Annotated in this window: 13 protein-coding genes; 6 read left to right on the top strand and 7 right to left on the bottom strand. The window is 70.0% G+C overall.

Annotated elements, in window-relative coordinates; all coding sequences use genetic code 11:
• Nucleotides 1–229: 229 nt before the first annotated feature.
• Both ACFQ87_RS34060 and ACFQ87_RS34055 read right to left on the bottom strand, forming a co-directional pair.
• Nucleotides 230–448 (bottom strand): hypothetical protein, encoded by a 219-nt coding sequence (locus tag ACFQ87_RS34060; protein WP_380614769.1) that lies wholly within the window; start codon nucleotides 446–448, stop codon nucleotides 230–232.
• Nucleotides 445–1119: a class I SAM-dependent methyltransferase gene (locus ACFQ87_RS34055; RefSeq protein WP_380614768.1), complete on the bottom strand. Its 675-nt coding sequence runs from the start codon at nucleotides 1117–1119 to the stop codon at nucleotides 445–447. Before ACFQ87_RS34055 ends, ACFQ87_RS34060 begins: the two co-directional genes overlap by 4 nt.
• Nucleotides 1120–1205: 86 nt before the next feature.
• On the opposite strand from ACFQ87_RS34055, the gene ACFQ87_RS34050 reads away from it, so the two are divergent.
• The 3 genes from ACFQ87_RS34050 to ACFQ87_RS34040 all read left to right on the top strand — a co-directional run bounded on the left by ACFQ87_RS34050 (nucleotide 1206) and on the right by ACFQ87_RS34040 (nucleotide 5557).
• Nucleotides 1206–1859: a TetR/AcrR family transcriptional regulator gene (locus ACFQ87_RS34050; RefSeq protein ID WP_380614767.1), complete on the top strand. Its 654-nt coding sequence runs from the start codon at nucleotides 1206–1208 to the stop codon at nucleotides 1857–1859.
• A gap of 683 nt (nucleotides 1860–2542) precedes the next feature.
• Nucleotides 2543–3505: a helicase associated domain-containing protein gene (locus ACFQ87_RS34045; RefSeq protein ID WP_380614766.1), complete on the top strand. Its 963-nt coding sequence runs from the start codon at nucleotides 2543–2545 to the stop codon at nucleotides 3503–3505.
• Between the two features lie 261 nt (nucleotides 3506–3766).
• Nucleotides 3767–5557, top strand: coding sequence for an Ig-like domain-containing protein (locus ACFQ87_RS34040; protein WP_380614765.1), 1791 nt, complete (start codon nucleotides 3767–3769; stop codon nucleotides 5555–5557).
• A 717-nt stretch (nucleotides 5558–6274) separates the two neighbouring features.
• Here the strand turns inward: ACFQ87_RS34040 and ACFQ87_RS34035 are convergent.
• The 3 genes from ACFQ87_RS34035 to ACFQ87_RS34025 form a co-directional block, all read right to left on the bottom strand.
• Nucleotides 6275–6544, bottom strand: a complete 270-nt coding sequence (locus ACFQ87_RS34035; protein ID WP_380614764.1) for a hypothetical protein — start codon at nucleotides 6542–6544, stop codon at nucleotides 6275–6277.
• A gap of 264 nt (nucleotides 6545–6808) precedes the next feature.
• Nucleotides 6809–7015 carry a hypothetical protein gene (locus tag ACFQ87_RS34030; RefSeq protein WP_380614763.1) on the bottom strand — a complete coding sequence of 69 codons (207 nt, stop codon included), beginning with the start codon at nucleotides 7013–7015 and terminating at the stop codon, nucleotides 6809–6811.
• Between the two features lie 38 nt (nucleotides 7016–7053).
• The gene (locus tag ACFQ87_RS34025) at nucleotides 7054–7191 is read right to left on the bottom strand and encodes a hypothetical protein (protein ID WP_380614762.1); all 138 of its coding nucleotides are present in this window, start codon (nucleotides 7189–7191) and stop codon (nucleotides 7054–7056) included.
• Between the two features lie 812 nt (nucleotides 7192–8003).
• Between ACFQ87_RS34025 and ACFQ87_RS34020 the strand changes: the two genes are divergently transcribed.
• Nucleotides 8004–9245 (top strand): IS110 family transposase, encoded by a 1242-nt coding sequence (locus ACFQ87_RS34020; RefSeq protein WP_380614761.1) that lies wholly within the window; start codon nucleotides 8004–8006, stop codon nucleotides 9243–9245.
• 20 nt (nucleotides 9246–9265) lie between these two features.
• On the opposite strand, the gene ACFQ87_RS34015 is transcribed toward ACFQ87_RS34020, so the two are convergent.
• On the bottom strand, nucleotides 9266–9694 hold the full coding sequence (locus ACFQ87_RS34015) for an SMI1/KNR4 family protein (protein WP_380614760.1): 429 nt from the start codon (nucleotides 9692–9694) through the stop codon (nucleotides 9266–9268).
• Nucleotides 9695–10919: 1225 nt separating this feature from the next.
• Here ACFQ87_RS34015 and ACFQ87_RS34010 point away from each other — a divergent pair.
• Both ACFQ87_RS34010 and ACFQ87_RS34005 read left to right on the top strand, forming a co-directional pair.
• Nucleotides 10920–12239 (top strand): hypothetical protein, encoded by a 1320-nt coding sequence (locus ACFQ87_RS34010; protein ID WP_380614759.1) that lies wholly within the window; start codon nucleotides 10920–10922, stop codon nucleotides 12237–12239.
• A 180-nt stretch (nucleotides 12240–12419) separates the two neighbouring features.
• A complete protein-coding gene (locus tag ACFQ87_RS34005) occupies nucleotides 12420–13250 on the top strand; it encodes a hypothetical protein (RefSeq protein WP_380614758.1) in 831 nt (276 codons plus the stop codon).
• Between the two features lie 173 nt (nucleotides 13251–13423).
• Here ACFQ87_RS34005 and tpg read toward each other — a convergent pair whose 3' ends face one another.
• The gene (gene tpg / locus ACFQ87_RS34000; protein WP_380614757.1) at nucleotides 13424–14005 is read right to left on the bottom strand and encodes a telomere-protecting terminal protein Tpg; all 582 of its coding nucleotides are present in this window, start codon (nucleotides 14003–14005) and stop codon (nucleotides 13424–13426) included.
• Nucleotides 14006–14163 lie beyond the last annotated feature (158 nt).

Here is a 14163-nt window from a genome sequence, read left to right as displayed (position 1 = left end):
GTCAGTTGCACTCGCGTCACGCGACAGATCTACCTGATCAGGCCTCGCTGTGAGGGCGAATCCCACAGATTGATCACGACCCGATACCCGCCCTAACAGCACACGTACAGAAAGCAAGCCGCACGGCGGAGACCCTGTACTCGGTACGCCGTGGATCCGGATCCCCGCGCGGGGCCCGGACCCACAACTGGCCTCGGTCGCCGTTCCCGCCGCGACCGGCCCGGGGCGGTCAGTGCTGGTGGTCGGTCACTCGGGCGGACCCGGCGCCGTCGCGTCGGCGCAGCCAGCGGCGGCCGAGCAGGCCGGCGGCGAGGTGGGCCAGCAGGCCGACGGCGGCGATGACGAGGCCGACCTTGGTGCCGAGCCACAGGTGTACGCCGAGGCCGGCCACGGCCAGCGGGATCGCGGCGAGCCGGACCGCACGTAGGCCAGCGGGCTGGCGGTTCATCCGGCGGCCCCGCGGGTGGCGGGCTTGGCAGCGGTCACGTAGCGGATCCACGGGTGCAGGTCCCCGGCGCTGACCTCGTCGAAGCGGGCGTCGCGGACCAGACCCTCCAGCAGGTCGATCGGGTTGTTCTCCATCGCAGGTCCGGTGACGGCGCCGACCAGGTGGCGGCCGACGCGCCCCTTGGGGGGCCGGAAGTCGGCGATCATCAGGCGTCCGCCCGGGCGTAGCACCCGGTACATCTCGGCCACCGCCTGCGGGCGTACGGGGGCGGGGAGATGATGGACCATCAGGCTGCTGACGACGACGTCGAACGAGTCGTCGGCTGCGTCGAGCTGTTCGGCGATCCCGCGCTTGAAGGTGCAGTTGGGCTGCTTGGCGGCCAGCTTGCGGGCGTGCTCGACGACCTGGGCGGACGGGTCGATGCCGAGCGCGGTGCCCGCGGGGGAGACGACCCTGGCCATGCGCTGGGTGAGGTAGCCGGTCCCGCAGCCGAGGTCCAGAGCGCGGTCGCCGGGGCGGGCACCGCTGATCTCGGCGAGCCGGGTGAAGACGTGGTTGCGGCGGCCGACGAAGGCGACGGTCCCGAACAGCTCGTAGCCCCGGCCGTGGGCGATGGTGATGCCGTCGGTGTCGCTCTGCGGGTCCCCGTGCAGCAGGCGTGCCAGTTCCATGCCGTTCTCCAAACTTAGTGGCGACTAAGAACACTGACCTTAGTCGCCACTAAGTTTCCTTGGCAAGGGCCGTCTACGATGACGGGGTGACCTCGCCCACGCCCGCCAAGCCGCGCCGGACCCGCCTCAGCGCCGAGGAGCGGCGCGCCTCGATCCTGGCTGCGGCGATCGGGGTGTTCGCCGAACGCGGCTACCAGCGCGGCAAGGTTTCCGAGATCGCCGCCCAGGTCGGCGTCACCGAGCCGGTCGTCTTCCAGAACTTCGGCTCCAAGGCGGCCCTGTTCGCCGCCGTCGTCGACCTCGCCGCGACCCGGATCTGCGCCGAACTCGCCGACGCGGTGGCCGCCGGGATCCCCGTCGCCGTCCTGGTGGCCGAGGTGCTCTCCCCCGCTCACCTCGACCAGTTGCACGCGCAGGGCTCGCTCGGCGTCCTGTTCGCCGACTCGGTGGCTCCCATCGCCGAACCGGCCGTCGCGCAGGCCGGCCAGGCCGCGGTGTGCCGGATCGCCGACGCGCTCGCCGACACGCTGCGCCACGGCCAGGCGGCGGGGGACATTAGTGCGGACGCCGACCCCGCCGCGGCAGCCTGGCTGCTGGTCTCGCTGATCTCCGCCCGCCCGCTGCGGCTGGCCGCCATGCCGGAGGACGCGCGCGACCGCCTGGACGCCGCGATCGCCGCCATGGCCGCAGGACTCCTCACTCCAGGCGCGGCACCGTCGGCGAAGCACCCGCCTGCCTGAACAGCCTGCGACCGGCCACAGGCCACGGGTGGATCACGCCACCGCATGACCTCCCGCTGTCGGCCGGGCGAGGATCGCCCACCCCCGCCCGGCACCAGAGCCCGCGGGAGAGGCCGAGGGCTTCCCGGAGGTGGAGGTCGACGGCGTGGCCCTGCACAGGTGGACGGTGATCGACAGCGAACGGAACGCTCATCAACGCCCCCGCCGACAGGAACTGGTGGCTCTGCTGAGCCTGGCCCTGGTCCCGTTCATCCCCGGGATCAGGTCGATCCCGGGGATGGACCCGGGTGCACCGGCTCATTTGACGCGACTGCACCGCACCCGGCAACGGCCTCGTCGACCCGACTCGCTCCCACGGGTGGTGTGGCCGGGGAGTCCGGACCACGGGACAAGCCGGTGGCACGTCGCGCCTGCCCGGCCGCCGCCCGCACCTGAGGCGGGACCGACGGTTCGCGCCGCGCCCGGCCTCAAGGAGGCATCACGGGATGCCTGAAGAGCAAACGTGCCCACCACCCATCCCGCTACAGATAACTGCCTTGAGGTCTCACGACGCACGCGTGGTGGAGGCCCTCGCCGTGCCCCAGAAATCCGGCAAGCGCACGAAGGGGCGCAGCGCTGAGGCAGCTTCAGGGCCTGGTGAGAGCTGGTCTGGTGAGGGTGGGTCGGGGGCGTTCACGCTGCCGGTGCGGTTCCAGGTACCGGTGGACGAGAACGTGCTCGCGCTGTTCATCGCCTCGCGGGTGCTGACCGGTGAAAATCAGTTCTGGCGGGAGGGCATCAACCACGCCCGGCGGTGGCACGAGGAAACCGGCGGGCTTGACGTTCCCTATTCGGCGATGGTCGGCGAGGAGGGGAAATTTCCTCTCGGGAAATGGCTGTCGGACCGGCGGAACGAGCATTCGAATGGTGAATTGGCGCGACACCGGGTTGACATGCTCGACCAGCTCGGGATGATCTGGTCCGTCTCCGACGCCCGCTTCGAGGCCGGGTTGGACTGGGCCAGGGTCTGGGCGAAGGGCCATGGCGGCTCGCTGGCGGCCCCGGCCCGGGCCTCGATCGGCGGGTATGCGATCGGGACATGGCTCTCGGAGCTGCGGGCTGCGGCCCAGGTGCCGACCGGCCAGCCGGGGGCGATCGTGCCGGAGCGGCGCAGGGCGCTGGAGGAGATCGACCCGTGGTGGTGCCCCACCTGGCCGATCACCTGGCAACGCGCCTACGCCACCGCCCGGCAGTGGTGGCTGGAGTCCGACGGCCTCGTCGACTGGACCACCCTGCCGCTGGACACGGTGTACGAGGGCGAGCAACTCGGACGGTGGGTGCAGGCGCAGCGGGCCGGCTGGCCGGGCCTGGAGGAGGAGCAGCGGGACCTGCTGACGGCGCTCGGCATCGGCGAGGACCAGGAGCTCGCCGCCGCACGGGCGGCCGCGGCGGCCAAGCCCAAGGTGTCGCGCGCCGACCGGTTCCAGCAGGGTCTGGCGGCGCTGGCGGCCTTCGTCGAGCGCGAGGGTCACGCGAAGGTACCGCGGGCGCACAAGACCGCCGAGGGGCTGTCGCTAGGGGCCTGGGTCAACAACCAGAAGGCCCGGCGGGACAAGCTCACCGCCGAGCAGCTCGGGCAGCTGCATGCCCTCGGCGTCGCCTGGTAGGTGGCTACATGGCCTGGGGGCCTCGCCGCACTTGGGCTTTTACCCCGAGGCGTGGTCGTGCCACGTCCCCGCCCGGGCCGCGGACGGCGTAGCGCGGACCACGCGACGGCTGCTCGATGACCCGGATCGCACGCCGCCGGGGTGAATCGACGGTGTGTCAGGTTGGTTGCGGGCCGGGGCCCGGGCTGTCTGATCCAGAGTGGCGGAGGGCAGGCAGTCCCCTGCCGAAAGACCCCTTCTTCCGCCTTCTGGGAGTAGATCGTGAATTTCTCTCTGTCGGCTGCCGCCGGCCGGCCGGGCTCGGGTGTGAGCGGGGGCCGTGCCGGTTCGGCCGGCCGCCGTGGACGCGCGCTGGCCGTCGCGGCCGGTGTGTTCTTTGCCGCCGGTGTCGCCCCGGTGGCGCTGTCCGTGCCCGCCCATGCGCAGGGCACCTGTACGGTGTCCGGTCCCACTACCACCTGTACGTTCGCCTTCACCGGCGCGGAGCAGACCTTCACCGTCCCGAACGGCGTCACCCAGGTCGGCGTCACGGCGACCGGCGCCGGCGGCGGGGTGGAGGACAACGGCGTCGGCGGCGGCCGGGGCGCCCAGGTGTCCGGCACGCTCACCGGGCTGTCCGGTGGGCAGACCCTCTACGTCGAAGTCGGCGGCGCCGCCACCGGCGGCGGCTCGTGCGCCAGTGTCGCGCAGTGCACCGGCGGCTTCAACGGCGGCGGCAGCACCCACTTCGGCGGCGGCGGAGGCGGGGCCTCCGACATCCGCACCCAACCCAGCACCACCCCCCTCACCACCACCGACTCCCGCCTCATCGTGGCCGCGGGCGGCGGCGGAGCCGGCTGGGCCGGCCAGTGCATCGGAAGCCCGGGCGGAGACGCCGGCCAGCCGGGCGCGAACGCGACCTGCAACGGAGGAAACGGCGGCGGGGCGGGCACCTCCACCCACGGCGGGGCCGGCGGCACCGGCGGCGGCGGGGTGTTCGGCGGTGGGCCCGGCACGCTCGGTGTCGGCGGCACCGGCGGCGGCCCGGGGGCTTCCTTGACCGGTGGCGGAGGAGGCGGCGGCTACTACGGCGGGGGCGGCGGCGGCAACATCAACCCCTTTGTCACTCCGAGCGGGGGCGGGGGTGGCGGAGGCGGCGGCTCGTCCCTGGTCCCCGCCGGCGGCGCCGGCCCCACCGTCACCAGCGCGGCCGCGGGCATCACCATCAGCTACCTCACCCCGCAGCCCACCGTGGCCACCACGTTGACGGCCTCCCCGACCCCGTCGCTCTTCGGGCACCCGGTCACGCTCACCGACACCGTCTGCCCCAACGGCGGCGCGACCGCGATCCCGACCGGCACCGTCACCTTCGCCGACGGCGGCGCCACCCTGGGCACCGCCCCACTGTCGCCCGGTGGAGGCGACCACTGCGCCCAGGCCCAGCTGACCTGGTCGAACCTGCTGCCCGGCAGTCACACCCTGACCGCCCAGTACAGCGGCGACGCCACCTACGCGGCCCCCGCCGTGGAAAGCGCCACCCAGACGGTCAACTGCACGCGCACCGTCACCGGTTCCGTGGCCAGCGTCGTCGCCACCGGTGAGAGCACCTGCATCCTCGACGCCACCGTCCGCGGCGGTGTCACGGCCGGGGCGGGCACCGCCCTGTTCATCGGCAACTCCACCGTCCAGGGCAGCGTCTCCTCCTCCGGCTCCACCCTGGTCGGGGTGTGCGGCACCACCGTCACCGGCTCCCTGGCCGTCGACAGGGCGAGCGGGTTCGTCGTCATCGGCGATCCCGGTGACGACCACTGCGCCGCCAACCAGATCCGGTTGTCGGTCCAGCTGAGCAACAACACCGGCGGTCTGGAGGTCGTCGGCAACCACATCGGCGTATCCATGCTGGTCTCCGGCAACAGCGGCACCGGGCCCTTCCCCGAGGACAACCGCCCCGAGATCGAGGGCAACACCATCGGAGGTTCCCTGTCCTGCTCGGGCAACACCCCGCCGCCCACCAACGACGGCCACCCCAACACCGTCGCCGGCGCCCGCGGGGGGCAGTGCAGCACCCTGTAACCAACCCGGCCGGGCATCCCACCCCCAGGTAAGCCCGTCGGGCCCGCGCCCGCTGCCGCACCCCACGCAGCGGACGCGGGCCCCTCGCGTCGCTCCAGCTGCTCCGCAGACGGCGAGGACCCGCCCGACGCGCTGCGCTGCGCCGCGCCGCCGGCCAGGACCCCGAGATCTTTGGGGACCGCGTCACGCCCCGTGTGAGGGGTACGGGCCAACAACGGCGGCTGCTCACGGCGCTTCCCCACGTCTGCGGTACGGCTGCTGACCGCTCTGCATACCGCACACCGCCGACAAGTCGGTCGCGCCCGCCCCGGCCGCCACCGCCCGGCCCGGCCGCCCCGCAGCAACCGAAACGCCTGGCTGCCCGGAGGAGGCGCGAGCCCCGGGCACCGCCCCTGGGGGCCGGGGGGACGGCCCGGGGGTTGGGCGAAGGGCCGGAGTGGCCCAGAGCGAGACCCCGATGGAGCCGCGCCAGGCGACAGAGGGGTTGTCGGCGTTTCTGGACGGCCTGGACAAGGGGTCTGACCTGGTGTGATGCACCGTCAAGGTGAGGGGTGACCGGAAGCGGTATCGGAAGCGGTACCGGAAGCGTGTCGCCGGGCCTGTCCGGCCCCGAGACAAGGGATCGCGGGGCGATTCTCACCGGCCCCGGGCGGCCGTCCGGACCGTGGGCGGCGCTGCTGCGACAGTACCCGGCGCGGGCCTTCGGCACGCCCGTCTTCACGCGGTCAGCTGGCCGGTCCCGGTGGTCGTCGGGGCCGGGGCCGTGCGCAACCGGGCGGGCGGCGGTGTTGGTGCCGGCTGCCGGACGGGGAGGTACTGCGGGATGACTGCGGCAAGGCCCTCGGCGGCCTCCAGGAGGAGCGGGTCGGCGTGGGGCTGTTCCAGGAGGGCCTGGGCGGGGTGGAGCGCGCTCTCCAGGACGGCGGCCGGGGCGCGGACGTGGTGCAGCGCGGCGATGGCGTCGGCGGCCTTCCCGGCGGCCCGCACAGCGGGCTGTGGGGCGTCCGGGGTGGGCCGGTGGGCCGGGACGGCGGCGGGGTGGCTCCAGGGCGGTTGCTGGCGGCCCTGGGGGCGTTGCTGGGGGCCGAGGGCGCGGGCTACGCCGGGGCCGAGGGCACACCTGGACTAGGGAGGGGTCCACGAGCGGTTCAACGACGCCCGTCTGGACAGGATGGCAGTCCGCCGACGGCGCGACCGGCGTCCACTCGGTCCTCGGAGTCCGCCTCACCGCCGCCGACCGGTCGTCGTAGGTCAGCTGTAGTGGGCGAACACCCGACGCTTCTCCGTCTCCCAGGTCCACCCCGGTTCGTCCCCGCGCCGGAACGGCGCCGTCTTGGCAAGCTCCTCAAACTGGTCGGAGGGCCGCTTGCTTCGCTTGTTCACCACGATGGCGGTCAACATGACCGGTACGCCTCTGTCGGCTTCGACCCGGCACGCGGCCTCCAGGAGGTTGCTCATCAGCGTGCCCCGAGGCGGGACCGAGAAGCCTGCTTCTCTCAGCGACTTCTCAGCGTGCCGTAGTAGTCAGTCCGGCTTGCGGTCGCCCAGCCCTTGATGATGTCGACCATGCTGTCCCGGGCCGCGCACCAGGCGTCCGAGCCGTGCTTTAGCCGGGGAAATTGAGTGTCAGTCATCCCGGTATAGCAGCACAGGAACGGCACGCGGCGGAAGGGCGTTGGCCGGGCTGGCTGGTGGCGTCCAGCACCCGCTGGACGCCACCAGGAACAACAGCCCCCGGCAGGGTGAAAGCCCCGCCGTCCGGACCGTCACCCAAACCGCACCACCACACCACCAGCAACCAGGGGAGAGGGACAGACAGAGGGGGTTGTCGGAATATCCGGCAGCCCCAAAACAGTCTCTGAGCTGCGGAAACGATCGGCGACGGGCGAAGGTGGCGGGGTACCTACGGTGGTACCTGCGGGCGCACCTACGGTGGCGCCTACGGTGCCACCCACGGTGGTGCCTAATTCGTTGATAACCGGTCGGTGGGAGCCAGGGGTTGCCACCGGTCCGTTCGAGCGCCGGGGCTTAAGGCCTGGAATCACCCGGGCCGTTGAGGTCTCCCGGTAGCGCGGCACACGGCCCTGGCGCTCGTGGTGGTGGCGGCCGTGTGGGCGCCGGACGGACGCCTTGGTGGTGCCTGGCTGGAATGCCTCTACGTAGAGCGAGCGCCTTCCGGCGTCCTCCCGGCCGCCACCACTGTCAACACCCCAGATCTTGATCACTCGTTGGTGTTGGTGGTGCGAGCCCGCCGTACGGTGACCCCTCGTTTTGCCCGAGCCGCCGAGCTCCCAAGGAGACCGGGGCCCGTGGGGTGCGCTGGTGCCACGAACGGCTAGTGAGGTGGCGGACCGGCCTTGGTGCCGAGTCCTGGAATTAGGTCGCTGCGTGGCCCGCATGTGCTCGTGACCAGCGCAAACACCTGCGCCAAGGGGAGGAGAACCACGTGATCTACTGCGGAATCGACTGGGCGGAGAAGACACACGACGTCGCCCTGGTCGACGACACCGGCCAGCTGCTCGCCAAGCGGCACATCACCGACGACGCGGCCGGCTACAAGCTGCTGCTGGACCTGCTGGCGGAGTACGGAGACACCGCGGAGGAGCCGATCCCGGTCGCGATCGAGACCTCCCGAGGTCTGCTCGTCGCGGTGCTGCGGACCGGCAAGCGGAAGGTGTTCGCGATCAACCCGATGGCCGCCGCCCGCTACCGCGACCGCCACGCCGTCTCCCGCAAGAAGTCCGACCCCGGCGACGCCCTCGTGCTCGCGAACATCCTGCGCACCGACATGCACGCCCACCGGCCCCTGCCCGACGACAGCGACCTGGCCCGCGCCGTCGCCGTCCTCGCCCGCGCCCAGCAGGACGCCACCTGGAACCGGCAGCAGATGGCCAACCAGCTCCGCTCCCTGCTGCGCGAGTACTACCCCTCGGCCCTGGCCGCCTTCGAGCCCTGGAAGAACGGCCTGTGCCGCCCCGAGGCCCGCGAGCTCCTCAAGACCGCCCCCACCCCGACCAGGGCCGCGCGTCTGACCCGCACCCAGATCACCGCCGCCCTCAAACGGGCCGGCCGCCAACGCGGCATCGACGCCGAGGCCGAGCGGCTGCGCGAGGTCTTCCGCGCCGACTGGGCCCACCAGCCCCCACTGATCGAGGACGCACTCGGCCAGCAGATGCTCGCCCTCCTGGGCCAGCTCACGGCCGCCTGCACCGCCGCCGACGACCTCGCCCAAGCCGTCGAGGAAGCCTTTCCCCAGCACCCGGACGCCGAGATCATCCTCAGCTTCCCCGACCTCGGCACCCAGCTCGGCGCCCGCGTCCTCGCCGAGATCGGCGACGACCGGACACGATTCGCTGACGCCCGCGGTCTCAAGGCCTACGCGGGCGCATCCCCCGTCACCCGGGCCTCCGGCAAGAAGTCCAGCATCACCCGCCGCTGGGTGAAGAACGACCGCCTCAACCACGCCGGCTACCTCTGGGCCTTCGCCGCCCTGACCGCCTCCCCCGGTGCCAAAGCGCACTACAAGCGCCGCCGCGACGAGCACTCCGACTGGCACGCCGCCGCCCAGCGCAACCTCTTCAACCGCATGCTCGGCCAGCTCTACCACTGCCTCAAGAACCGCCGAATGTTCGACGAACAGGCCGCCTTCCCGACCCCGCAAGAAGCCCTCGGCACGGCGGCTGCATAGAGCAAAGACCGGCTCCTTCGCTAGAGCTTGATCTTTCCGGTGAGCCACCAGTCAAGGTATTTCGCCAGGCTGGGCGCTACCCAGGTTCGGCTGTCGTTCTCGTGATCCCAAGCGAAGACGTCGGGGCGGCGCGTGTGCGGGACGAGCGCGAACTGATCGCCGTTGCCCGCGTCACCGATGAACAGCAGGGGGTCGAACGGCATGTAGAGCTTCGCAAGGTCGGCATCGCTTCGGAGGACCAGATTGTCGGTAACGATCCGTTCGATCGGCCAGATCAACTCCAGCCAGTACTCCGCTTCGACACCGTTGCTCTCTCGCAGTAGTGCCGCCAGCTCGTCCGGCAGGGGACGGCCAAGCAGCTGCTGGGCTTCCATGAGTGCGGGTTCAGGCGCCGGCGGGTGCAGCGTCATCTCCCCCGGCAGGGCGTCAATCAGCTCAGTCCAGATCACCGATGTCCCACTCCGCTCCCCAAATCGAACGAGCCGACAGGCTACACGGGGTATCCCGGGCCGTCAGTTTGACGCCTTCGCACCGTGAGGTGTCTACGTGCGGTCGGCGCGGCGCCGGGAGCGGCCGGTCGGGGCGGCCCGGGTCGGCGCGGACGGCTTCGCCGGACGCGCAGAAGAACCACCAGCCCGCCGCAGGCGCGACACCATGAAACCGCCGCCTGAGCCTGGGGGTGCTCCGGCCTTCCGTGCACTGTCGGGCGCCGCCGGTCTCGCTTCCGGCGTTTCGGAGCGCTTCGTCCACCGGGGCATTCGGCAGGGTCCGGCGGGGCGGTACGGGACACCCTCGGTGCTCTTCCTTCTGTTTCCCCGTCGGGGTCTCCCAGAGAAGTAGTCGGCACAGCCGGCGCCCCTTGACCAGGCCTGTGACGTGCTGGCTCTCCCCATAGGGCCGTGACGTGAGGGCAACTCGTAGGGCACCTTGTAGGGCCACCCGTAGGGCGCCTCGTACGGAAACTCGTAGGGCTACTCGTAGGGCAACCTCCTGACCACCTGCGACTGGGGCGCGACGGACGCGACAGCCCTACCGCCGCACAGCGTCACCTTGACGCCTGCCGGAGACCTTGATGGTCCCGGCAACCCGCCCTGACCTACGCCATCAAGGTGTTACGCGCACCTCGATGCGCCGGGTTACTTGGCCGGTGGGCCGGGGCGGCGGCCGGACGGTTGGCTGGTCGCACCGAAAGGTGCACCGGCAGTGGGAGAGGGGCCGGGCACGTCGCACCGGCCGGCGCAGGCCGGGGCGGCCAATCACGCTACGCCCTCACCAGGTGGAGGCGCTGGAGGTCATCGTGCGCGGCCTGACGCTCCGTCCGGGGCAGAGCGCGCCAGCCACCGTGCTGGTGGACCGGCGCTTCGATTCCTCTGTTCAGCGGGCGGCGGGCTGTGGCGGCTCGCCGAGGTGCTGAACAGGTTCGGCGGTGGCGGCCGGCGGCGGGGTCGAGGTCAGCCCGCCAGAGGGTGGCCGCCGGTTTCAGGTGGTACACCCGCTGGTCGCCGCTCCGGGCAACCCAGACGTCGACCCGCCTGCAACAGCGTTGCGCCAAGCCCGACGCCGACTCGGCTCGGCGCCACCGTCTGCGCTGTTCGAACAAGCCCGGGAGATCCCCGACGACTCCATCTGATGGCAGGGAGCTTGACTGCGCCAGGGTGAACGCACCGTGTCCTTATGCGCGTGGCCAGCCGCGCCCCAATAGCCTGCGACATGCATAGAATCAGGAAGTGCCGCAGGTCCTTCCCATGCACCAGCCGCCCGTATACCGGGCCGGGACGCACGGTTCAGATCGGAATCGCGCTCGTCTTTTTGGCGACAGCCTTTTATCTCGGACGGTTCGGTGCTGAGGATCTCAGCGAGGCCCTGACTTACACCGGACGCTTCACCGGCGCACTGCTCCTGGTCGGTTCGGCAGCGTCGCTGCTCGGGTTGATCGCAGTGCTGGACCACTGGTTCTGGCGGACCGTCCGCTTCTCCGGCCTTGTCGCCCTGTTCGGTGCCGCCACTGCGCTTGCGGCCAACCTCATGCTGTTCACCGTGACACTCATGGACGGAGACTGGACTGTCTATCTCCCCATCTGGGCGGCTCTCACTGTCGGCTCAGGGTGGGCGCTGTTTACCCTCCTCCGGTCACCGGGTGTCGTGATCCTGGCTCCGAAACACTTGGCGGTAGCAGCCGCCGCCGGCGCCGTTGTCACGGCCGCCAACTTCGGCTACACGCAGCTCTACAAGCCATACCAGAGCCAGATCAACCCTCTCCTCGACGTGGGATTCGGCGACCCCACCTTCACCTCGGACGGGAGCGCCGTCGCGTTCCCCGTCAACATGCGGATTGAGAACCGCAGCAGCGTTCCTCTCTATATTCTGGGCGCCGAGTACTTCGTGTGGGGCAGGGACGCGACTCTGACCGCCTCCGACCGGACCGCAGCGGACTGGCGGTCCGTGTCGGAAGGAGATTTCTCCAGCCGCACGGAAGTGCGCGACTACAAGACTGTGCAGGCAGGCAACATCTGGAACCTGCCCCCTGGCAGCTGGCTCGAACCCGGACAGACAATCACCACCAGCAAGATCGCACAACTCCCACTCCCGACCACCTACGACGACCTCATGGTCGCCGCATACGTCGGAGTTGTTCGAAAGGACCGCCTGACGCTAGACCAGGACTTTTCGTTCCCGAAAGAAGCCTCATGGAAAAGCCATCCCTGTCTCCCGCCCGGGCTTGAGAACAAGAGCGGAGACTTCCTGAAGCGCCAGGCAAGAATCCATGAGAACAATGCCATCGCCAACCACATCAGGGATCCCCGCTACATCACTATGTGGTGGATTTTCGATAATCCTTATCCCGAACTAGCACTGCAAGTTGTCATCGCACGCAATGGCGAGGAATGCCACCCCATCACGTCAACCGAATCCAACGGCCTGATCAGCCGATACGGTCTCATGCTTCAGCGGACAGGTTGGGCACACAAGTCCCTCTGGGGCCTGCGGCACTAACCTCGATATTTCATGACGCCCGCCGGTGACTGAGCACTTCATTTGGCCAGTTGAGCGCTCGCACTCTCATGGCGACGCAGCGGTCATCCGCAGGAGCTAGGGTCAGGCTCTGCCCTGTGCGGCATGCCCAGGCACTGCATCGCCGTTACAAGGTCCCATCTGCGTTGGAGGAGTGACGACATGGTTCCGAAGGACAACCGCTCCGCCCCTCGGCGGTGCTTCTTCTGCGCTGTCGAGGGACGCACTCTCACCGAGGAACATGTCTTCCCCAACTGGTTGCGCAAGCGGGGCATCAACGGCGTGGGGACGCGGGAGTTCGTCTCTCCTGATGGCAGCACCCGGCTGCAGACCGGAGGGCCGTTCAACAAGACGGCCAAGATCGTGTGCGGGATCTGCAACAACGGCTGGATGAGCGCCCTGGAGAACGAAGCAAAACCGCTATTGGAGACTCTCTTCAGCGCCACTGACGCCAGCCAGGTGACTCTAGACGACTCAGCTCAGCTGTGCCTCGCCAAGTGGGCCTTCAAGACTGCCGCCGTACTGACCCAAGTCGATGAAAGGGCACCCACGAAGCCGTGGTTCCCGCAGTCGGCCCGACGCGAGTTCCGTAAGACCGGCCAGCTCCCGTCGAACACGTTCATATGTATCGGAGCTGGCTCAGTCTCCAACCGCCAGCTCGGACTTCAACTGGGCGAGTTCCAACACCAGCCACAGCAGGTCCAGGTACGTGTGGACGGGACCGTAACCGAGACCGCACCTGCCTATGTCTCACGGTTCCGGCTGCTGAACGTGGTGTTTGAGATCTTCGGGATGGAATCCGCCACCCTGGAGATCACCGTTCAGCCCAGCGATGACCTCAACCGTATGCTGCTTCAGGTCTGGCCGCCGAAGCACGAGAAACTCTGGTGGCCTCCAGTAAGTCTGGACGCCATCGGAGGCATCGATGGGCTCCTCAAGGTGCCCGTCGTGGGCATTCCGACGCAGCAGCCACCTACGACGAAGGAGAGCTGAGACGACAGGGGTTTGCCGCTGAGGTCGGGTAGCCCGGTCACGCCGCCGTACCCCGGCTACCCGATCTCAGCCGACAGCTCCACTGGGAACGCTCAACTGGCCATTCCAACAGCTCACTGGCCAACTGAAGCGCTCAGTCACATTCGGCGACACGGGGCCGCTGGAGGGTGGTTCTACAGCTCGATGTCCATCCAGGCGACGTCGTTGAGCTCGACGTCGAGGCCGCGGGCGCGGCGTCCGCCGTCCTTGAAGTACTCGTCGCGTAGGGCCTCGGCGAGGATCGCTTCCTGCCGGGCCTGGGTGGCTCCGGCGTCGCGGGCAGCGTAGAGCCGCTGGGCGACCGAGCCGGGCATCTTCTGGGTGATCATCCGGGGGCGGGGGTCGTCGGTGGAGCCGCCGGCCGCGCTGTAGCCGAAGGTCGCCTGGATGTGGAGCATGAAGCCACGCTGCTCGGCGTCGCGGCGCACCCGCTTCTTCACCCGCGGCTGCCAGGCCGCCCGTACCGCCCGCTCGACCTTCCCGGCGTTGGCCCGGGTCATGGGGATGTCGCCGATCAGCTCGCCCTCGGCGAGGGCGGTCAGGGCGTGGGCCCAGCGCTGGGCGGTGCGCACCGAGACGCCGGCGGCCTGGGCGAGACGCTTGGTGTCGTTCTTGGCGACCTTCTCCCACAGGAACTTGACCCTGGTGTTCAGGTGGACCGGGATGGGGCGGGTGCGCTCGGCGCGCTCCAGGCCTTCGTCGATCTCCCGGCTCATGGGGCATCAGGTCCTTCCCTCGCCCCGGCGGGGGCGAACTCGATCGAGTAATGGGGGGCGGGCCCCCCGTCCGTGTTTTTTGGACGAGGGGGGGCTCGTTCTCGAAGACAACCCCCCCCATCCTTACGTTTCCGCAAGGGGTTGGTTTGTCTGCGGTC

The sequence above is a fragment of the Kitasatospora sp. NPDC056531 genome, from assembly GCF_042794375.1.
Taxonomy (GTDB): Bacteria; Actinomycetota; Actinomycetes; order Streptomycetales; family Streptomycetaceae; genus Kitasatospora.
Note: the sequence above shows the minus strand (reverse complement) of the source record. Positions and strands in the feature narration are given on the sequence as shown.

Bases quoted from the DNA above. Each gene is read 5' to 3' on its own strand.
- ACFQ87_RS34060 (WP_380614769.1), bottom strand. From the start codon at position 448: ATGAACCGCCAGCCCGCTGGCCTACGTGCGGTCCGGCTCGCCGCGATC.
- ACFQ87_RS34055 (WP_380614768.1), bottom strand. From the start codon at position 1,119: ATGGAACTGGCACGCCTGCTGCACGGGGACCCGCAGAGCGACACCGAC.
- ACFQ87_RS34030 (WP_380614763.1), bottom strand. From the start codon at position 7,015: ATGAGCAACCTCCTGGAGGCCGCGTGCCGGGTCGAAGCCGACAGAGGC.
- ACFQ87_RS34025 (WP_380614762.1), bottom strand. From the start codon at position 7,191: ATGACTGACACTCAATTTCCCCGGCTAAAGCACGGCTCGGACGCCTGG.
- ACFQ87_RS34010 (WP_380614759.1), top strand. From the start codon at position 10,920: ATGCGCGTGGCCAGCCGCGCCCCAATAGCCTGCGACATGCATAGAATC.
- ACFQ87_RS34005 (WP_380614758.1), top strand. From the start codon at position 12,420: ATGGTTCCGAAGGACAACCGCTCCGCCCCTCGGCGGTGCTTCTTCTGC.
- tpg (WP_380614757.1), bottom strand. From the start codon at position 14,005: ATGAGCCGGGAGATCGACGAAGGCCTGGAGCGCGCCGAGCGCACCCGC.